Consider the following 19847-nt stretch of genomic DNA (forward strand, 5'->3'; position numbering starts at 1 on the left):
CGATGCCTGTCTATCAGCAGATCAATGAAAAGATGCTTGAGGTCAAACTCGGCAATGAAGAAGTGTTCGCCCGCAAGGGCGCCATGGTGTCTTACCAGGGCGATGTGGCGTTCAGCCGCTCCTTCCTGGCCGGCCAGGGCGTGCAAAGCCTGGCCATGCGCGCCGTCACGAACGAGGGTTATGCCCTGATGTCGGCGCGCGGCACGGGCAGCGTGTTTTACGCGCAGGGCGGCCTGTTCGTCACCATCGTGCCCGTGCGCGGCGAAACGTTTTATGTGGAAAGCGATTCCCTGCTGGCCTTCGATGCGCGCCTGACGGCCGGTACCATGTTCCTCGGCAACCAGGGCGGCGTGCAGGGCGTGGTGCGCGGCATGGCCTCGGGCCAGGGCTTGTTTACCACCACCTTGCAAGGCACGGGCGACGTGGCGATTTTGTCGGACGGCAATGCCATCGGCTTGCCCGTCACGCCCGACGTGCCCGTGTTTGTCGACCCGCAAGCGTATATCGGCCACACGGGCCAGCTGAGCTCGACCATCGTCACGGACCTGAACTGGAAAACCTTTGTCGGCCAGGCGTCCGGCGAATCCTACCAGGTGAAATTCACGGGCCAGGGCACGGTCTACATCCAAGCGAGCGAAAGGTAAGCCATGACGATTTACAACCCCGATACCTTGCCGAAGAACGATAACCTGAACCGTTTTTCGTATGTCATCGACGTCAAGGAACAGATCTTCATTCGCAAGGGCAAGATGATCGCCTTCTATGGCGAGCTGCGCTTCGAAGCCATGGGCAGCAGCGTGCTCGACTTGATCGTGCGCAACGCCTTCAATGCGCCCAAATACGTCCACCACTTTGTCGTGGCGCAGGGGCAAGGCCAATTGATCCTCGGCGACAACGGCAACGACCTGGCGTGCTACGACCTGGACAACGCCAACATGACCATCCGCGCGAAAAACCTGCTGGGGTTTACCAAGGACGTGATTTGCCAGGAATCGACCTTGCCCGGCTACCTGACGATGATAGGCACGGGTAAAGTCATCGCCTCGTCGAATGGCCCCGTGCATTTCCTGGAACTGCCGTGCCGCGTCGATGAGCAGGCCGTGCTGGGCTGGGCCGACTGCCCCAGCCCGTCGTATCACTACGATTACGCCCACGTGCAGGGCTGGGCCTCGGCCGCTGGCGCGCTGACGGGTTTTACCCTGTCGGGCGAGGAAAAGCAGATCGACTTCACGGGCGCCGGCACGGTGCTGGTGCAGTCGTCCGAACTGGACGTGACGGGCAGCTCGGCCCTGATGCAGCTGCTGTCGCAATTGCCGCTGCTGGGCAAGGAAGACCTCGGTACCTTGAGTCTTTCCGTCCAGCAGCAGATGAAGCAGGAACGTTAAGTTACATTACGGCCGCGCCCAGCTGGGCGGCCGTTTTTCAAGGAAGGCGGTGACGCCTTCGTCCGCATCCTCTTCCATCATGTTGCGCGCCATCACGTCGCCCGCATATGCATACGCCTCGTCCAGCGGCAACTGGCGCTGCCGGTAGAACATGGCCTTGCCGTAGCGGATGGCCGTCGGGCTTTTTGCCATGATTTGCTGCGCCAGGCGCGCCACGGCCTCGTCGAGCGCCGCGTCGGCCACCGTTTCATTGATCAGGCCCCAGTCGGCGGCCGTGTCGGCGTCGATGAAGCGGCCCGTCACCAGCATGTCGAAGGCCCGCTTGGGCGAGACATTGCGCGACAGGGCGACCGATGGCGTGGCGCAGAACAGGCCCACGTTGATGCCTGAGACGGCAAAACGGGCGGAGGCGCCCGCCACGGCCAGGTCGCAGCTGGCGACCAACTGGCAGCCGGCCGCCGTGGCGATGCCGTGCACGCGGGCAATCACGGGCACGGGCAAGGTTTGAATGGCTTGCATCACGCGCGAGCATTGCGCGAACAGGGTCTGATAATAATCAAGCTGGCGCGTGGCCTGCATCTGGCGCAAATCGTGGCCCGCGCAAAACGCCTTGCCTTCGGCGGCCAGCACCACGCAGCGCACGTGCGGCTGCTGCGCGATGGCATCGAACGCCGCTTGCAGCGCCGCCAGCATGGCTTCCGACAGGGCATTGAATTGCAGCGGGCGGTTCAGGCGCAGGGTGACCAGGCCACCCTCATCCTCGCGCAGCACCAGCGGTGCGTCGGTATCGTGTAAAACAGTCATGCGGTCTCCCCTGGCCTGATGGCCTTGTTTTTTTCTGAAAATCTTATTTGGCGGCGTTGACGCTGCCGATGCCGGCGACCGACTTGTGCACGATCTTCGGCTTGCCGTAATACGTCAGTTCGCCCATGCCGCGCACCACGGCGTTCAGTTCGCCCGAGGAATACACCTTGACGGAACCGATGCCGTCGAAATTGACGTCGACGTTTTTCGCCAGCAAGGCTTTCGTATCGACTTCGCCCACGCCCTGCGCCTTCAGGCGCAGCCAGTCGACCTGGCCATCGGCGGCCAGGCGGCCCGCGCCCTTGTAGCTGATGTCGACTCTTGGACCATTGAGCTTGGTCAAGATCTTCTCGCCCGCGCCTTCCGCGATCAGCTTGCGCAAGGTGGGCATGGTGATGATGATGCGCGGGTCGCCCTCGGTCTTCTTGATGTCCTTGTCCTTCATGGAAATTTTCAGCTCGCCATCGACCACTTCCGTGATCACGCCGCTGAGGAATTTCTGGTCGCCGCGCAGCAGCAGGGTCTGCTCCTTGCCCGATTCGACTTCGATGCTGATGGGGCCGCGGATATCGATGGCGTTGAAGGCGGCTACCGTGCGGGTTTGCTCGTCGGCATGCGCGAGGGTGGAGAGGCAGGCGAGGGACAGGATGGACAACAGGAACAGAGGGCGCATGGCGGTTTCCTTGGGTAGTTGATCAGTGTATTCTATTGTGCAACATCTCCATTGGGGAGAAATTTGCGATGAACGACACAAATCGCGGCGCGGCTGACAGCCGCGCGCCCGGCAAGGCGCCGTTGGGCTATGCTATGGCGTACCGCGTCCTGGAGACTGCATGAAAAATTACCACAAAGAAGATTATCCCGTCGCCGATATCCGCCGCTTCCTCGAACCGGGGCCGGTGGTGCTGGTCAGCTCCACCTGGAAGGGCGAGAGCGACGTCATGACCATGGCCTGGCACATGCTGATGGAATTCACGCCATCGTTGCTCGGCTGCTTCATTTCCGATGCGAACCACAGCTACGAAATGATCAAGCGCAGCATGGAATGCGTGATCAACCTGCCCACGGCCGACATGGTCGACCAGGTGGTCGCCATCGGCAATTGCAGCGGCGAAGACACGGACAAATTCACCGCCTTCGGTCTGACGCCGCAGCCGGCCGAGCTGGTGGGCGCACCGCTGATCGCCGAGTGCTACGCCAACTTCGAATGCAAGCTGGCGCAGGTGGCGGGCAATCCGAAGGGCGGCTTCTTCATCTTCGAGTGCGTGAAAGCCCACGTGGCCACCTCGCCCAAGCTGCCCGAAACCCTGCACTACCGTGGCAACGGCGAGTTCATGGTGTCGGGCCGCACGATCAGCCGCAAGAGCCTGATGAAACCTGAAATGTTGTAGGTCGGATTAGCGCGGTAACGCCGCGCGTAATCCGACAACATTGTTGACGCGTCCGGAGGCGTCGGATTACGCGCTTGCGCGCTAATCCGACCTACGCAAATCGCTGGTCGCCTGTTTAAATCACCCCCTGCGCCAGCATCGCGTCAGCGACTTTGACGAAGCCGGCGATATTGGCGCCATCGACATAGCTGACGGTGCCATCGGTGCGCGTGCCGTATTGCTTGCATGCGGCGTGGATGCCTTGCATGATCTGCAGCAAACGCGCATCGACTTCCTCGCGCGGCCAGGAAATGCGGGCCGCGTTCTGGCTCATTTCCAGGCCGGAAGTCGCCACGCCGCCCGCATTGCTGGCCTTGCCCGGCGCATACAGCACGCCGGCCGCCTCGAACGCCTTGGCCGCCTCGATGGTGGTGGGCATGTTGGCGCCTTCGGCCACGCATTGCACGCCATTGGCGATCAAGGTGCGCGCATCGTCGATGTTCAATTCATTTTGCGTGGCGCAGGGCAGGGCGATGTCGACCGGCACATGCCATGGCGACACGCCCGCTTCGAAGCGCACGCCCGTGCGTTCGGCGTAGTCGCTGACCCGGCCGTACAGATGGTTCTTGATCTCCATCAGAATGGCCAGCTTGTCCGGCGTGAAACCGTCTTCGTCGATGACGGTGCCGCTCGAATCGGAGACGGTGATGACTTTCGCGCCCATGGCCATGGCTTTTTCCACCGCGTACTGCGCCACGTTGCCCGAACCGGACACGGAGACGCGCATGCCTTCGAACGAGCGGCCCCGCGTTTTCAGCATTTCCTCTGCAAAATACACGGTGCCGTAGCCCGTCGCTTCCGGCCGCATCAGCGAGCCGCCAAAGCTGGCGCCCTTGCCCGTGAACACGCAGTCGGCACGGTTGCTGAGTTTTTTCATCATGCCGGCCATGTAGCCCACTTCGCGCCCGCCCACGCCGATGTCGCCGGCCGGCACGTCCGTGTCCGCACCCACGTGGCGGAACAGTTCGCTGACGAAAGCCTGGCAGAAACGCATCACTTCGCCCGGGCTCTTGCCCTTCGGATCGAAATCGGCGCCGCCCTTGCCGCCGCCCATCGGTAAGGTGGTCAGCGCATTCTTGAACGTCTGTTCGAAGGCGAGGAATTTCAGCACGGACAGGGTCACGGAAGGGTGGAAGCGGATGCCGCCCTTGTACGGTCCGATGGCCATGCTGTGCTGGATGCGGTAGCCGCGATTGACTTGTACTTGCCCATGGTCATCGACCCACGACACGCGGAACATGACCACGCGCTCGGGCTCGATCAAGCGTTCCAGCAAGCCTTGTTCCGCGTATTTCGGGTGCTGTTCCAGGAATGGCCACAAGCTCTCCATGACTTCGGTGACGGCTTGCAGAAACTCGGGTTGACCTGGATTGCGTGCGGCGACATGCTGGACATACTCGTGAGCAGATGCGTATTTCATCAGAATTCCATGGAGGTAATCGGTTATTTGGGCAACTATCATCGCAGATTTCGCACAAAAATGGTGCGGAAATTTGGTTTTGAGGGGTTTCTGCTACATTTTGGGGATTTTTAGGACGCTGCGAACGATGCGAGCAGTAAACGACAACGCCAGCCCGAAGGCTGGCGTTGTCGTTACCGTGTTGCCAGGAGCGTCACCCCGCCATGCCGCGCAAGATCAATCCCGTGATGTAGGCGCCATAGGTGCCCAGCGCGTAGCCGAGCACGGCCAGCAGCACGCCGACGGGCGCCAGCGATGGGTGGAAGGCGCTGGCGATGACGGGGGCCGAGGCGGCGCCGCCGATGTTCGCCTGCGAGCCGACGGCCATGAAGAACAGGGGCGCGCGGATCAGCTTGGCGACGAGCAGCATCAGGCCGCCATGCACGGCGATCCAGATCAGGCCCAGCAGGAACAGGAAAGGCTTGTCGAACAGGGCTTTCAAGTCCATGTGCATGCCGATGGTGGCCACCAGCACGTACAGCATGGCCGAGCCGATGGTCGAGGCGCCCGCGCCTTCCAGGCTGCGCGCGCGGGTAAAGCTGAGCAGCAGGCCGAAGGTGGTGGCGAGCACGACGATCCAGAAGAAGTTCGATGTCAGGCTGTAATCCTGCAAGCGCCACTCGGCCGGCAGGGTGGCGATCCAGCTGATGATGGGGCCGGCCAGGAAGTGCGACAGGCCCGTCACGCCCAGACCCACGCCGAGGATGATCATGATGTCGGTCAAGGTGGCAATGCGCGCATGCTGGGCCCGATAACTTTCGATGCTGTCCTTGAGCGCATTGATGGCGGATAAATCCGCACCGGTCCAGCGGTCGAAGGCGCCCGCGCGACCAGCCAGGAACAGCAGCACGGCCGTCCAGACGTTGGCCACCAGCACGTCGACGGCGACGAACTGGCCGAACAGCGTGGCATCGACTTCAAACACTTCCTTCATGGCTGCCTGGTTGGCGCCGCCGCCTATCCACGAACCGGCGACGGTCGTCATGCCGCGCCAGGTGTCGCCCGCCACCGTTTCCGGGTGGATCAGCCGCAAGGCTTCGAACGAGACGAGGGCGCCCAGCATCACGCCGAGCGTTCCTGTGAGAAACATGATGATGGCCTTGGGGCCGAGGCGGATGATGCCGCCGAAATCGATGGCCACGCACAGCAGCACCAGCGCGCTGGGCAGCAGATAGTCGCGCGCCACGGCGTACAGGCCGGAGGCGTTGCCGTCGATGATGCCGAAGGTGTTGAGCAGCGCCGGGATCAGGTAGCACATCAGCAGCGACGGGATATAGGTATAGAACTTTTTCCAGAAGCCGTCCGCGCGGGAGGCGCTCCAGAAGACGGCCCCCAGGGTCATGGCGAGCAGGCCGAGGACGACGGCGTCATTGGTGATGAGGGCGGGTGTGGCAGGTGGCATCGGGGATTCCGGTGAACGTGTCAGGGACGCACCGGGTTCCGATAACGGCCCCGGGCGCAGGGTGGCCGTATCGTATAGCAATGTTGAGGCTTAAACAAATTGTTTAAGCGGCGGTGTGCGGATTTTTACTTGTCAAATCAAACACTTGGAAACTGCTCGCCACACCGCTTGCCAGACTGGCGGTTACAAATAGCGTGCCAGCAAGGCCTTGTCCAGCGCCCCGTCGAGTTCGATGCGCACGAAGTGGCCGCTGCCGGGCGCGACCTGGATCTCCTTGCCATCATCGCTGAGCATGCGGGCAATGGTGAAATCGCGGTTGCCGCCCGGATGCAGGGCCTCGATGCGGTCGCCCACGGCGAAGCGGTTTTTCACTTCCACCCTGGCCCAGCCGTCCGTCACGCCCAGCACGTCGCCCACGTACTGGCTGCGGTCCGCCTCGGACGCGCCGCGCATGTAGTTCTGGTGCGTTTGCGTGTGATGGCGCTGGTAAAAACCGTCCGTGTAGCCGCGGTTGGCCAGGCCTTGCAGCTGACCCAGCAGGCTGATATCGAAAGGACGGCCCGCCACGGCGTCATCGATGGCCTGGCGGTACACTTGCGCCGTGCGCGCCGCATAGTACAGCGACTTGGTGCGGCCCTCGACTTTGAGCGAATTGACACCGATCTTGACCAGGCGCTCGATATGCTCGACGGCGCGCAAGTCCTTCGAATTCATGATGTAGGTGCCGTGCTCGTCTTCGAGGATGGGCATCAGCTGGCCCGGGCGCTGGGCTTCTTCGATAAAGTAGGGCTGGTCGGCCAGCGGGTGGCGCGGCTGCTGGTGCAGGGCGGAAAACGCATTGTTGTCGGCCTCGGCCAGCGCCTGGTGAAATTCCAGCGGCACCACCTGCATGCCGCCCAGGTCGCCGCTGGCGTCTTCGGACGCATTTTTCACCTTGTAATCCCAGCGGCAGGAATTGGTGCAGGTGCCCTGGTTCGGGTCGCGGTGATTGAAGTAGCCGGAGAGCAAACAGCGGCCCGAATAGGCGATGCACAGGGCGCCGTGGACGAACACTTCGAGTTCCATCTCCGGGCAGCGCTGGCGGATTTCCTCGATTTCGTCGAGCGACAGTTCGCGCGACAAAATGACGCGCGTCAGGCCCATGCGGTGCCAGAATTTCACGTCGGCCCAGTTGACGGCATTCGCCTGCACGGACAGGTGCACGGGGACGTCCGGCCACTTGTCGCGCACCATCATGATCAGGCCGGGGTCGGCCATGATCAGGGCGTCGGGACGCATGGCGATCACCGGCTCCATGTCGCGCAGATACGTTTTCAGCTTGGCGTTGTGGGCGAAGATATTGCTGGCGACAAAGAACTGCTTGCCGCGCGCATGCGCGCCATCGATTCCTTCCTGCAAGGCTTGCAAGGTTGAAAAATCGTTATTGCGCACGCGCAAGCTGTAGCGCGGCTGGCCCGCGTAGACGGCGTCGGCGCCATAGTCGAAGGCGGCATGCATCTTGGCCAGGGAGCCGGCGGGCAGGAGGAGTTCGGGAGCGTGGCGCATGGGCGAAGGGCAAAGCCGGCGATTGTAAGCGCGCGGCGCGCGCATTGCATTGCCCTGGATCAAGGGATTACAAGGCGCCGCGCCGCGCCGTGGCAGGCTAGGCGGCCGGACAGATGTTCTGGTTGGCGCGGAACAGGTTGGCGGGATCGTATCGTTGCTTGATCTGCGCCAGGCGCGGATAGTTGACGCCATACGCGTCGGCCGTGCGCCCGCTTTCATCCTCGGTCAGGAAGTTGACGTACACGCTGCCCGTCGCATACGGTGCGGCGTCGTTGAAGAAGTCGCGTGCCCAGGCGATGCAGCGCGCGTCATCGGCCGGCGCGTCCCAGCGCGTGTGCACGTTCATCACGTACAGGGCGTCGCGGTGCGGATAGGCCGTCTCCTGGGGCGCCGGCCGGCTCGCCTGCGCGCCCAGCAGGCCGAGGAAGATTTCGCATTGCGGCGTCGGCAGCTTGCCGGCATGGCGGATGACGGTATCGATGGCCGCGTCGCTGAGCTGCGTGAAGTTGTGCGATTTCCAGTAATTGCGCGCGCCCGGCGTGAGCAGCGCGTCGAAGGCCTGCTGCCAGGCCGTGTACGGCATGCTGCCCAGGTGCATGCCCAGCGGCTGGCCGAAGCGGCCGATGCGCTCGATCGCCTCCTGCATGGCGGCCGATTGTACGGTTGAAAAGACCGGCAGGACGAGTACGTCCTGGCCGTGCACTTCGGGCGGCAGGAAAGGCAGCGGCGGCGCCTTGCGCAAGACGGCCCAGACGGTCAGTGCATCGGGCATGCCGTCGACGAAATCGCGGTATTTCGTCAGCACCGCCTTCGCTTGCGCGTAGGGGAACACGATGAGGCCGGCCGTGACTTGCGGCCCGACGGGATGCAGCTGGAATTCGAAGCGCGTGACCACGCCGAAGTTGCCACCGCCGCCACGCAAGGCCCAGAACAGGTCGGGATGCTCGGTCGCGCTGGCATGCAGGAATTGTCCGTCGGCCGTGACCACGTCGGCTGCCAGCAGGTTGTCGGACGCCAGGCCCAGCGTGCGGCTGAGCCAGCCAAAGCCGCCGCCCAGGGCCAGCCCCGCCACGCCCGTGGTGGAATTGATGCCCAGCGGCGTGGCCAGGCCGAACGCCTGCGCTTCGTGGTCGAAGTCGTGCAAGGTGGCGCCGCCGTCGACGTGGGCGCGGCGCTGTTGCGCATCGATATGCACCGAGCGCATGTTCGACAGGTCGATCACCAGCCCGTCGTTGCACAGGGCGCTGCCGGCGATATTGTGGCCGCCGCCGCGCACGGCCAGGGGCAGGCCGTGGTCGCGCGCATACGCCAGCGCCGTGCGCACGTCCGCCGTGCCCGCGCAACGCGCGATGAGGGCCGGATGCCGGTCGATCATCGCATTCCAGACGGCGCGCGCGCTGTCGTAGCCGGCGTCGTCCGCTTGTAACAGCTGCCCTCTCAATGATGCTTGCAGCGCATCGAGCTGGCCATTCGTCAAGGTATTCATCATGTACCTCCTACAAGTTGCAGGTGATTACGGTAATAGTGACGGGAAACAGGATGCCTGTTCCGGCGCGCCGGCTTGCCTGCACCGCCAGCCAGCGCGTGGTTTCATGATAGGAAGCGGCCTGGCGGTGCGCAAGCGGCGGCGCCGGCAGAGGGGACAAGGAAGTTCGCATGCTTGCGCGCGGACAAACGATGGAGCGTTTCTAGCCGCTGGTGTTTTCCCGCATTTATTTTGGCGTCAGGGCGTACTGGCCCGGCGCCGTCTGGCTGTCGCTGATCGTCGTGTACGCGGCGCTGGTGCCGCTCGTGCTGGGCTTGTCGCTGGCGTCGACCACGCCGGCGTCATCGCGGGGATAGGCGGCCGGCGTTTCGTGCGCTGCGGCGGGCGAAAAATCGTCGACCTGGATCAAGCCATCGACCAGGCGCGCATATTCGAGCAAGGTATTGTGCTCCTGGCAGCTGACGGTGCCTGCCGCCTTGGCTGCCGCCAGCCATGGCTGCATGGCGGACAGGCTTTGCGGCAGGTGCCGCAGGGCCGCGCCTTCGGGCGTGTCTTTCAGGCGCTTTTCGATGTGCAGCACGTCGGGCAGCAAGGCCAGTGCCCGCTCGGCGCAAGCCACGGGATCGCCGCTGTCGCTGGCCACATGGCCGTCGGCCAGCAGGCGCTCGCGGTCGGCGCCCGGCGTTTGCAGGGCCAGCGCCACTTCACTGCCGAGTTCGTCGGACGGCGGACGATGGGGCAGGCCGAACGGGAACAGCAGGGTGCGCAGCAGCACGGCCAGTACGCGCGCGGGGAAATTGTCGAGCACGCCCGTCAAGCCCTGCTGCGCCTTGAGCAGCGCATCTTGCAGCGACCAGTGCACATAGGGCAGGTCGGCGGCCAAACGGCCATCGTCCTCGTAGCGCTTCAGCACGGACGACGCCAGGTACAGCTGCGCCAGCACATCGCCCAGGCGGGCGGACAGCCGTTCGCGGCGCTTGAGTTCGCCACCGAGCACGAACATCGACATATCGGTCATGACGGCAAACGCCGTCGACAGCCGCGTCAACGCGCGGTAGTAGGGGGCCAGTGCGGGTGCGCCGGCGTCGGGCACAGCCGCCAGGCGCGCGCCACCCAGCCCGTACCACAGCCCTCTGGCCAGGTTGCCCAGCACAAAGCCCACGTGGCCAAAGAAGGCCGCATCGAAATCGCGCACGGCCTTGCGACCGTCGCTTTCGCCCACGGCGGCCATTTCCCTGAGCACATACGGATGCGCGCGGATGGCGCCCTGGCCGAAGATGATCAGGCTGCGCGTGAGGATGTTGGCGCCTTCGACGGTGATCGCGATGGGGATTTGCTGGTAAGCGCTGGCGAGGAAATTGTTCGGCCCCACGCAGATGCCCTTGCCGCCGAGAATGTCCATGCCGTCATTGACGAGCGCGCGTCCCCGTTCCGTGACGTGGTATTTGACGATGGCGGAAATGACGGCCGGTTTTTCACCCAGGTCGACGGCGTGCGCGGCCAGGGTGCGGGCCGCATCCATCAGGTACAGGTTGGCGCCCATGCGCGCCAGCGCTTCCTGCACCCCTTCGAACTTGCCGATCGGCATGTTGAACTGGCGCCGCACGGCCGCATACGCGCCGGTGCCGCGCACGGCCATCTTGCCCATGCCCACGCTGGACGAGGGCAGAGAGATGGCACGCCCCGCCGCCAGGCATTCCATCAGCATGCGCCAGCCTTTACCCACTTGCGCCTGGCCGCCGATGACCCAGTCGATGGGGATGAAGACGTCTGTACCGGACGTGGGGCCGTTCTGGAAGGCGGCGTTCAAGGGATGGTGGCGGCGGCCGATCACCACCCCGTCGTGGCTGGCGGGGATCAGGGCGCAGGTGATGCCCGGTGCATCGTTGTTGGAGAGCAGATGGTCGGGATCGCTGGTCTGGAATGCCAGGCCCAGCAAGGTCGCCACGGGCGCCAGGGTGATGTAGCGCTTGTTCCAGCTGAGGCGGAAACCCACAGTGGCGCGCCCCTCATGCATGCCCATGCACACCACGCCCAGGTCGGGAATGGCGGCCGCGTCGGAACCCGCATACGGGCTGGTGAGGGCAAAGCAGGGAATCTCGGTGCCGGCGGCCAGGCGCGGCAGATAATAATCTTTCTGGGCGTCGGTGCCGTAGTGCAGCAGCAGTTCGGCCGGCCCCAGCGAATTGGGTACCATCACGCTGACAGCCAGCGCCGAGCAGCGGCTCGACAGTTTCATCACCACCTGCGAGTGCATGTAGGCGGAGAACTGTTTGCCGCCGTATTGTTTCGGGATGATCATGCCGAGGAAACCCTGGCTTTTCATGTAGGCCCACGCCTGCGCTGGCAAGTCGAGTTGCCGCTGCGTTTCCCAGTCATTGACCAGTTCGCACAAGCGCTCGACGTCATGCTCAAGAAAGTGGCGCTCCTCGGCCGTGAGCGTGGCGCGGCCATAGGCATGCAGTTTTGTCCAGTCGGGCCGGCCGGAAAACAGGTCGGCATCCCACCACGTGGTGCCCGCCTCGAGGGCGTCGCGTTCCGTGTCGGACATGGTTGGCAGAATGCGCTTGAACAAGGCCAGCAGGCGCGGAGCGAGCAGGGCGCGGCGCACGGGGCCGGGCGCGAACAGTACAAGCAGGCCCAGCAGGGCCAGCATCAGTATGATCGTCAGCATGCGATATCTCCCATTGAATAGGGACAGGGTAGGCTGATGTGGCCGATGTTACTGTGCGCTACAGCGCATACGCACAACGCCAACCGCAGGGGTTGGCGTTGTGGTGTGTGGCGTGGGGCGTATTAACGTTGTGGAACGACGATCACGGTGTCGCCCGTCTCGCCCGTTTTGCCCGTTTTACCTTTGGCGCCTTCGTCGCCCTTGGCGCCATCGTTGCCTTGTGCGCCAGTGGCACCCTTGGCGCCGTCATATCCTGCGGCACCGCTGTCGCCGGTCTGGCCCGTGGCGCCAGTAGCGCCCGTCGCGCCAGCAGGCGCGTCCGCACCCGGGGCACCGGTGGCGCCGGCAGGGCCAGGCGCGCCGGGAACGACTTGCACGACGGTAGGCGCCGGTGGCGTTTCGCGCTGGCAAGCGGTCAGGGCGAGGGTAGAGGCGAGCGCGAGCAATATCAGGGTAGTTTTCATGATGCATCCTTTGGCAGTGTGCCGTTATGTACGGAACGGCTCGACGGCGTCGGGCGCGAGTTTCGCATGGCGGTGTGGCGGGGAAATCCGATCAGGTGGCCGTTCCGCCGTGTCGCGCAGGGCGCTGGCGGCGGGAAGGGTGTGTGGTCTGCCTGCAGCATGGGCCCTTGGGCGGCTGTAGTCCGTACGTTTGCGTACATAGCGGTGGGATAGAAGGTTTTTGTTATGCACTGCTGAATTCTTGGTGGCCCGGGGCGGAATCGAACCGCTGACACAAGGATTTTCAATCTCGATGCTGAGAGATGTTAAATAAATCACATTTATATTTATCTTCGAGATCATTCTTGAAATCAAGAAGGTGCAATCAATCGGGCATCCCAGAGTGCGGTGCGCGCACGGCAAACCATAGTTGATCAAGGGCAATGATCTCTCATTTGGATCATCAATTGCAGCATAAAAGGGAGACACTATCCGCTGACCAGTCCGAGTGCCTCTTCGAAATAAACGTCAACTTCGACGGCGTTTACCCCTGATATCGATGGCACGAACGACCTCTAGCAGCGGGAACCTTACCGTGGATATTCCGTTCGTCGGCCGAACGCTTCGGCCCGCATTCGAATGTAGCGACTTTCCGTCTAAATGGTTTGGAAGAAATTTTTTCTGATAAAGGTCATACAACCATGAAATTCTATTTTTTGACATGTCTGTTGACACTCGCACTTGCTGCCGAAGCCGCTATGTCGTCCCCGACATTAGACGAAGTCAACACGGCATATGCGACGAAAGATTACGCTGCGTCTTTAACGGGCTACGCGAAACTTGCTGCGGATGGTAATGCAGTGGCGCAGAACAAATTGGGCGAGATGTACGCCAACGGTGTGGGTACTTCAAAAGATGAGCAACGGGCGATTTCATGGTATCGAAAAGCTGCGGAGCAGGGCTTGGCCGATGCGCAGCAGAACCTGGCCGTGATGTACGGCAAAGGCAAGGGAGTCCCCCAGGATTGGCAACAGGCTCTGGCTTGGCATCGCAAGGCGGCAGAGCAGGGCTACGCTCTCGCCCAGTTTTTCATGGGAGGGATGTACGAATTCGGACACGGGGTTTCCAAGGATCCAGTGCAAGCTATCAGTTGGTATCGCAGAGCCGCCGATGATGGGTTTGCTCGTGCTCAATATCGTATGGGAACGGCAGCGGCAGACGGGTGGGGCATGCCTGTGGACGGACAGCAGGCGGTGAGCTGGTATCGCAAGGCTGGTGAACAAGGGCATGCCAACGCACAGCTTGAATTGGGCTTGGCGCTCGCCACAGGGGATGGTGTCCCGAAAGACGAGCAGCAAGCGGTGAGCTGGTATCGAAAAGCGGCGGCGCAGGGGAGTTCGCGGGGACAGTTCAGTTTGGCATTGGCTTATGCCAACGGTACAGGGGTGCCGCGTGACGAAGAGGAAGCCTCGACCTGGTATCGCAAGGCTGCGGAGCAAGGCTACGTCGATGCGCAATACAATCTGGGCGTGCTGTATAGCAGCAGTCGCGGGCCTACCAAGGATGAGAAGCAAGCGGTTAAATGGTATCGCCGGGCGGCGGATCAAGGCGATGCTGGCGCGCAGTACAATTTGAGCTTGATGTACCTTTACGGCAGAGGCGTCCCGCAGGATATTCAGCAAGCTTATTTCTGGTGCCTCTTATCTAGCTTCAGAGGTCATAAAGCCGCAACCCTATCCAGGCTGCTTGCTTCCTTTGACAGCAATGAGACAGACGCGGCGCATGAAAAAATGTTTGCAAAGGTTAAGGCATGGGTGCCAAGAACTGAATAGGCCTGCGCCCTGACCTCAGGCGCTCGTGCTCGGCATGGTGGAGTATATTAACGCTGAGCAACAAGCGGAGCCGCCCGAAGTACGGTGGCCTACCGGGCATCATAGATGGACCGGGGCACAGATTTTTTTGAGCCTGTAAACAAAAAGCCAACCCGAAGGTTGGCTTTTTGTTATGTGCTGCTGAATTCTTGGTGGCCCGGGGCGGAATCGAACCACCGACACAAGGATTTTCAATCCTCTGCTCTACCGACTGAGCTACCAGGCCAAGGCGGCGAATTATAGCAGAAAGACTTTCCACCTGACCAGAGCTAGCTGTGTTCAAATGCAACAGATGGCCAAAACATGGTGTTTTGGCATCCTTGTATGACCTGAAGGGATGTGGCGATGCGGCGATGTATTGGAGTGCAGGGCCTGGCGGTGGCGGGCTTGTTCAGTTTGTTGTGCGGTACGGCGCGGGCCGATGGCCTGGCCGATCTGAATGCGGCGCTGGCGCGTTTGCAGGGCCAGATGCCGATCAAGGCACAGGTCGAATCGAAAACCTGGCGCCGCGAGGGCGAGGGCAAGGCGGCGGAAGACGATACTGGCCAGGCCACGGTGGCTGTCGAGGGCGGGCCGGCGGGCTTGCAGGTGCTCTACAGTAAGGAGGTGCTGGCGAAAGTGGAAGCCGAGCAGCGCGCCAGGGTGAAAGATCCGAAGGTCAAGACGCCGATCGGCTTTGCGCTGGGAGAAATGAAGGCGACGGAGCTGCGTTCCATGGTGTCGGCGGCGGACGCCCTGTCGCGCGAGATCGAGGAAGCCGTGTTCAGCGGCGAAAAAATGGATAGCTACAAGGGCAAGCCGGCGCGTTTGCTCAGCTTTACCTTGTCGCTCGACAAGGTGCCGGAAAAGGACCGCAAGTATGTGAAGAAGTTCGAAGGCGGCCTCGAGGTATGGATCGCCGCCGACGGCACGCCGCTGGCCAGCCATTTCCACTTTGACGTGAGCGGGCGCGCTTTCGTCGTCATCAGCTTTACGCAAAAGACGGACGAGACGCGCCAGTATGGCGTCAGCGGCGACCATTTATTGCTGCTGCGCAAGGAGAGCAAGAATGCCACCTCGGGCGCGGGCGAGAAGGTGGAAAGCAAAATTATCAAGACCTTGCAGCTGCAGTCCTGACCTGTTGCAGAACCCTCAAGCCGCTGATTCAGCGGCTTTTTTTACATCGCCGAGTTGCCGCCCAGGCCGCTCTTTTGCAGCACGCAGCGTCCCGCTTCGCAGGTGGCGCCCGGGTCCGTGACGATGGCGCAGGTCGACATCATGCCGTCCGCCTGCTGCTGCTTGCGGCTCGCTTCGGCTTGCGCCTGGGCCAGTGCCTTGAGTTTCTTGCCATCATGCTCCTTGCTGGACCAGGCCAGGTAGCGCTCGGGCCCCCCGCAGGCCTTGGCGCCGATGGCGATGGTGTGGCATTGCTGCGTGGAATCGCAGGCGGCGGCGCCCACTTCCTCCTGGATTTGCGCCAGCAAGCTGGCATTGCCGGGTGCGGGCGGCGCATCATTTTGCGTGGGGGCGCTGCCGCAGGCGCTGGCGGCAAGCAGCAGGAAGCTGGCGCACGCGGCGCGCAGCAGGGCGGAGTAGGTGGGCGTTTTCATGCCTTCATCATGTGCCACGCTTGCCCAAATGGCAAGCGCGATTCGCGCGCTGGACTATCCTTGATCCCCGTCATTTTCATTGCCAAGCAGTCAAAGTTAATATAAATCAACATCCAATCAGCGATGTACGGGTGGCAACCGGGCCGGTGCGCTGCATTCCCGCGCCGGCGCGCGCCGCCGATTCGGCAATGTTTACAGGAGTTAGACTATGCGCCGCACTTTTTCCCCCTTCCTCTTCATCGCCAGCCTGGCCTTCGGCAACGTGCTGCACGCCGCCGAAAAGGAGCCGATCCAGCCGCTCACAGCCGCCAAGGTGGCCAATCCGGCCATGGTCGAGCTGGGCAAGAAACTGTTTTTCGATCCGCGCCTGTCGCGCTCGGGCTTTATTTCCTGCAATAGCTGCCATAACCTGAGCATGGGCGGCACGGACAACATCAAGACCTCGATAGGCCACAACTGGCAGCGCGGGCCGATCAATTCGCCTACGGTGCTCAATGCCAGCATGAACGTCGCGCAATTCTGGGATGGCCGCGCCAAGGATTTGCAGGAGCAGGCGGGTGGCCCCATCGCCAATCCCGGCGAGATGGCTTTTACGCATGAGCTGGCCATCGATGTGCTGGCCTCGATTCCCGCCTACCGCGCGCAATTTCGGCAAGTGTTCGGCCAGGATAAATTGACCATCGAGCAAGTCACGCGCGCCATCGCCGCCTTCGAGGAAGTGCTGGTAACCCCCGGTTCCCGCTTCGACCAATGGCTGATGGGCAAGAAAAGCGCGCTGACGAAAGACGAGCTGGCCGGCTACCAGCTGTTCAAATCGAGCGGCTGCATCGCCTGTCATAACGGTCCCGCCGTGGGCGGCAATACTTTCCAGAAGATGGGGGTGGTGGAACCGTATAAAACGGCGATGACGGCGCAAGGGCGCTCGGCCGTGACGGGCAAGGATGCGGACCGTTTCAATTTCAAGGTACCGACCCTGCGCAACGTGGAACTGACCTACCCCTACTTCCACGATGGCGAAGCGGCCACCCTGACGCAGGCCGTCGACGTGATGGGCCGTTTGCAACTGGGCCGCACGTTTACGCCCGACGAAAATGCCAAGCTGGTGGCCTTCCTGAAGACCCTGACGGGCAAGCAGCCGCACATCGTGCTGCCGATCCTGCCGCCATCGTCGGACACGACGCCGCGGCCCGTGCCGTTTGACTGAGTAATTGGAGTGTGTGGGTGTCGGATTACGCGGCTGCGCCGCTAATCCGACCTACGCCTGAGCGAGTAGGTCGGATTAGCGAGGCCTCGCCTCGCGTAATCCGACAGTTTTTACCGAGCGAGCCGGGCAATGACGATTACTTCAAGGTTCTTTGGAACAACTGATAAATCCGGCGGTACTCGTCATACCACGCTTCCGGCTGCACGAAGCCGTGGCGTTCCATCGGGTAGCTGGCCATTTCCCAGTTATCCTTTTTGAGCTCGATCAAACGCTGCGACAGGCGCACGGAATCCTGGTAAAACACGTTGTCGTCGATCATGCCATGGGCGATCAGGAGGTTGCCCGTCAGCTTGTCGGCGTATTCGATGGGCGACGAGATTTTATACGCCTGCGGATCGACGTCCGGCGTGTTCAGGATATTCGCCGTGTACTCGTGGTTATACGTGGTCCAGTCCGTCACGGGACGCAGGGCGGCGCCGGACTTGAAGATTTCCGGGGCGCGCATCAGGGCCATCAGGCTCATGAAGCCGCCATAACTGCCGCCATAGATGCCCACATTGTTGATGTCGCCCTGGTGCTGCTGCGCCAGCCAGTTGGCGCCGTCGATGAAATCGTCCAGTTCCGGGTGGCCCATCTGGCGGTAGATGGCCGTGCGCCAGGCGCTGCCGTAACCGAGCGAGGCGCGGTAGTCGACGTCGAGCACGATATAGCCTTGCTCCACCAGCAGGTTGTGGAACATCTGTTCGCGGAAATACACAGGGTAGCGCTCGGTCACGTTCTGCAGGTAGCCCGCGCCGTGCGCGAACATGACGATCGGATATTGTTTGCCTGCTTGCAGCTGCGCCGGGCGATACAACTTGGCCCAGATGGGTGCTGCGCCATGCGTGGACGGCACTTGCACCAGTTGCGGCATGACCCAATTGCGCGCCTTGAAGGCCTCGCTGCGCGTATCCGTCAGAATATTCGCCTTGCCGCCTGCAACGGAAATCGTCGCCAGCTGGGCCGGCATATAGCTGCTCGAATAGCGCAGCAGCAGCTTGCCGTTATCGGGCGACAGGCCGAAGTTTTCCACGCCTTTCAACTTCGTCACTTCGCGTGCGCCGCCATCCTTGGCCGTGCTGGCGCACACTTCATACGTGCCTGGCGCTTGCCGGTTGCACATGAAATAGGCGCTCTTGCCGTCGCGGCTCCATTCGACGGCGCTCACTTCCCATTGGCCGCTGGTCAAGGCGCGCGCCGGCGCGGCGCCCGTCTTCGTGTACAGGTGGGCGTAGCCGCTTTCCTCGGACAGGTACCACAGGGTGGCATTGTCGGGCAGCCAGCCAAATTCCTCGGCGCGGCGGTTGACCCAGGCCGCGTCGCTGATGCGGTGCACGGGCAGCAAGGCGCCATTGGCCAGGTCGACGTTGGCGAGCCAGCCATCCTTGTTGTCGATGGCGCGCACGCGCACGGCCACCTTGCTGCCGTCATCGGTCCAGGCGATGCCGTCGCGCTGGGCGTCGATGCGCACGGGGCGGTTGCCTTTCAACGGCGGCAGCTTCTGTTCGGCGCGCAGAAGCGCCAGTGGGTCCACGGCGATGCCGGGCAGGCTGTCGAAAGCGATGTCGCGCACCTGGCCCGTGCGCAGGTCGGCCAGTTTCAGGCTTTGCGCGATCGGCATGTTGCGGCCCACGCGCGTGCGCTCGTCGTCCGCTTCCGGGTAGCCCGTTTCCGTCACGTAGCGGGCCAGTTTGCCCAGCTTGCCCTTCTCGGCGGCCTTGTCCTGCGTGACGAACAGCAGCCAGCGGCCATTCGGCGACAGGGCGCTGCCGGAAATGGTGACTTTGTCGCCCAGGTAGATCGGTTCCGGCGCGCGCGTGGCGTCCAGGCGGCGCTCTTCGTGGCGTCGCTCGCGGGCCGCGTCGCGCTCTTCCTTCTGGCGCGCCAGGTTGACGATCAGGCGCAGCTGCAGTTCGCGCAGGGCATCCGCTTCCGGCTTGGCGTCCGGGTCCTTGGCCGCGCGCAGCAGGGCGATGGGGGCGCTCAGGCGGTCAACGCGGCTCCAGCTGAACCAGTCGGTGCCGCTGCGGTATTGCACGGCGCCGCCGTCGGCGGAATATTGCGGGTCGCTGATGGCCGAGACGCCGCGCGTGATTTGCGTCAAGGTGCCGTTTTTCAGGTCGCGCTCGAACAAGTCGCCGTTGCGCAGCAGGATGGCGCGCGTGCCGGCCCGGTTGACGAGCATCTGCTGGCCATCAAGATGGGCCAGTTGCGCGTCGTCGACCTTCTTGCCGCTATTCAGTTTGGCGTGCGCGCCTGCCACTTGATACGTGTCGCGCAAGGGCGAGCCGAGGCGCTTTTGCTTGTAATACAGCTGGCCATTCCAGCCCCACCATGCCGCTTCGACGGGTGTGCCGATCCAGTCGGGATCGGCCATGGCCTGGTCCAGGGTGATCGGCGTGGGGGCGGTGGTGGAAGGGGCCGCATGCGCGGCGGGCAGCAGAGAGAGCAACAGCGGCAGCAGGGGAAGAACCAGACGCATCGGGGATCACTTTAGTCAAAGGGGATGGTGAAGG

16 protein-coding genes and 1 tRNA gene are annotated in these 19847 nt (G+C 62.7%); 6 read left to right on the forward strand and 11 right to left on the reverse strand.

Going from position 1 to position 19847, the window contains the following annotated elements; all coding sequences use genetic code 11:
- Positions 1-2: 2 nt before the first annotated feature.
- The gene (locus ACP7DW_RS27740) at positions 3-644 is read left to right on the forward strand and encodes an AIM24 family protein (RefSeq protein ID WP_298414314.1); all 642 of its coding nucleotides are present in this window, start codon (positions 3-5) and stop codon (positions 642-644) included.
- 3 nt (positions 645-647) lie between these two features.
- Positions 648-1385 carry an AIM24 family protein gene (locus ACP7DW_RS27745; protein ID WP_426057635.1) on the forward strand — a complete coding sequence of 246 codons (738 nt, stop codon included), beginning with the start codon at positions 648-650 and terminating at the stop codon, positions 1383-1385.
- Between the two features lie 6 nt (positions 1386-1391).
- Here the strand turns inward: ACP7DW_RS27745 and ACP7DW_RS27750 are convergent, their stop codons facing one another.
- Together ACP7DW_RS27750 and ACP7DW_RS27755 are read right to left on the reverse strand one after the other, a co-directional pair.
- Positions 1392-2189, reverse strand: coding sequence for an enoyl-CoA hydratase (locus tag ACP7DW_RS27750; protein WP_426057636.1), 798 nt, complete (start codon positions 2187-2189; stop codon positions 1392-1394).
- Between the two features lie 43 nt (positions 2190-2232).
- Positions 2233-2862, reverse strand: coding sequence for a head GIN domain-containing protein (locus tag ACP7DW_RS27755; protein WP_426057637.1), 630 nt, complete (start codon positions 2860-2862; stop codon positions 2233-2235).
- 160 nt (positions 2863-3022) lie between these two features.
- Here ACP7DW_RS27755 and ACP7DW_RS27760 point away from each other — a divergent pair, with 160 nt between their 5' ends.
- Positions 3023-3580: a flavin reductase family protein gene (locus ACP7DW_RS27760; protein WP_096233711.1), complete on the forward strand. Its 558-nt coding sequence runs from the start codon at positions 3023-3025 to the stop codon at positions 3578-3580.
- A gap of 115 nt (positions 3581-3695) precedes the next feature.
- On the opposite strand, the gene gdhA is transcribed toward ACP7DW_RS27760, so the two are convergent.
- From gdhA to ACP7DW_RS27790, 6 genes are all read right to left on the reverse strand, one after another.
- Positions 3696-5039, reverse strand: coding sequence for an NADP-specific glutamate dehydrogenase (gene gdhA, locus ACP7DW_RS27765; protein WP_426057638.1), 1344 nt, complete (start codon positions 5037-5039; stop codon positions 3696-3698).
- A gap of 193 nt (positions 5040-5232) precedes the next feature.
- Positions 5233-6480 (reverse strand): DUF819 domain-containing protein, encoded by a 1248-nt coding sequence (locus ACP7DW_RS27770; protein WP_426057639.1) that lies wholly within the window; start codon positions 6478-6480, stop codon positions 5233-5235.
- A gap of 183 nt (positions 6481-6663) precedes the next feature.
- On the reverse strand, positions 6664-8025 hold the full coding sequence (gene yegQ / locus ACP7DW_RS27775; RefSeq protein WP_426057640.1) for a tRNA 5-hydroxyuridine modification protein YegQ: 1362 nt from the start codon (positions 8023-8025) through the stop codon (positions 6664-6666).
- A gap of 97 nt (positions 8026-8122) precedes the next feature.
- Entirely contained in the window at positions 8123-9511 is a 1389-nt protein-coding gene (locus ACP7DW_RS27780) for an FAD-binding oxidoreductase (protein WP_426057664.1), read from the reverse strand.
- Positions 9512-9737: 226 nt separating this feature from the next.
- A complete protein-coding gene (locus ACP7DW_RS27785; RefSeq protein ID WP_426057641.1) occupies positions 9738-12185 on the reverse strand; it encodes an acyl-CoA dehydrogenase in 2448 nt (815 codons plus the stop codon).
- A 122-nt stretch (positions 12186-12307) separates the two neighbouring features.
- The gene (locus ACP7DW_RS27790) at positions 12308-12649 is read right to left on the reverse strand and encodes a collagen-like protein (protein ID WP_426057642.1); all 342 of its coding nucleotides are present in this window, start codon (positions 12647-12649) and stop codon (positions 12308-12310) included.
- A gap of 644 nt (positions 12650-13293) precedes the next feature.
- On the opposite strand from ACP7DW_RS27790, the gene ACP7DW_RS27795 reads away from it, so the two are divergent.
- On the forward strand, positions 13294-14460 hold the full coding sequence (locus tag ACP7DW_RS27795) for an SEL1-like repeat protein (RefSeq protein ID WP_426085181.1): 1167 nt from the start codon (positions 13294-13296) through the stop codon (positions 14458-14460).
- A gap of 189 nt (positions 14461-14649) precedes the next feature.
- Here ACP7DW_RS27795 and ACP7DW_RS27800 read toward each other — a convergent pair.
- A tRNA-Phe gene (locus ACP7DW_RS27800) sits at positions 14650-14725 on the reverse strand.
- A gap of 119 nt (positions 14726-14844) precedes the next feature.
- Here ACP7DW_RS27800 and ACP7DW_RS27805 point away from each other — a divergent pair.
- Positions 14845-15615, forward strand: a complete 771-nt coding sequence (locus tag ACP7DW_RS27805; RefSeq protein WP_426057644.1) for a hypothetical protein — start codon at positions 14845-14847, stop codon at positions 15613-15615.
- 41 nt (positions 15616-15656) lie between these two features.
- On the opposite strand, the gene ACP7DW_RS27810 is transcribed toward ACP7DW_RS27805, so the two are convergent.
- Positions 15657-16088 carry a hypothetical protein gene (locus tag ACP7DW_RS27810; RefSeq protein ID WP_426057645.1) on the reverse strand — a complete coding sequence of 144 codons (432 nt, stop codon included), beginning with the start codon at positions 16086-16088 and terminating at the stop codon, positions 15657-15659.
- A gap of 208 nt (positions 16089-16296) precedes the next feature.
- Here ACP7DW_RS27810 and ACP7DW_RS27815 point away from each other — a divergent pair, with 208 nt between their 5' ends.
- Positions 16297-17292: a cytochrome-c peroxidase gene (locus ACP7DW_RS27815; RefSeq protein ID WP_426057646.1), complete on the forward strand. Its 996-nt coding sequence runs from the start codon at positions 16297-16299 to the stop codon at positions 17290-17292.
- Between the two features lie 136 nt (positions 17293-17428).
- On the opposite strand, the gene ACP7DW_RS27820 is transcribed toward ACP7DW_RS27815, so the two are convergent.
- Positions 17429-19813: a prolyl oligopeptidase family serine peptidase gene (locus tag ACP7DW_RS27820; RefSeq protein ID WP_426057647.1), complete on the reverse strand. Its 2385-nt coding sequence runs from the start codon at positions 19811-19813 to the stop codon at positions 17429-17431.
- Between the last annotated feature and the right edge of the window lie 34 nt (positions 19814-19847).

The organism is Janthinobacterium sp. PSRC1-1, assembly GCF_049897525.1.
In the GTDB taxonomy this organism is placed as follows: domain Bacteria; phylum Pseudomonadota; class Gammaproteobacteria; order Burkholderiales; family Burkholderiaceae_D; genus Janthinobacterium; species Janthinobacterium tructae.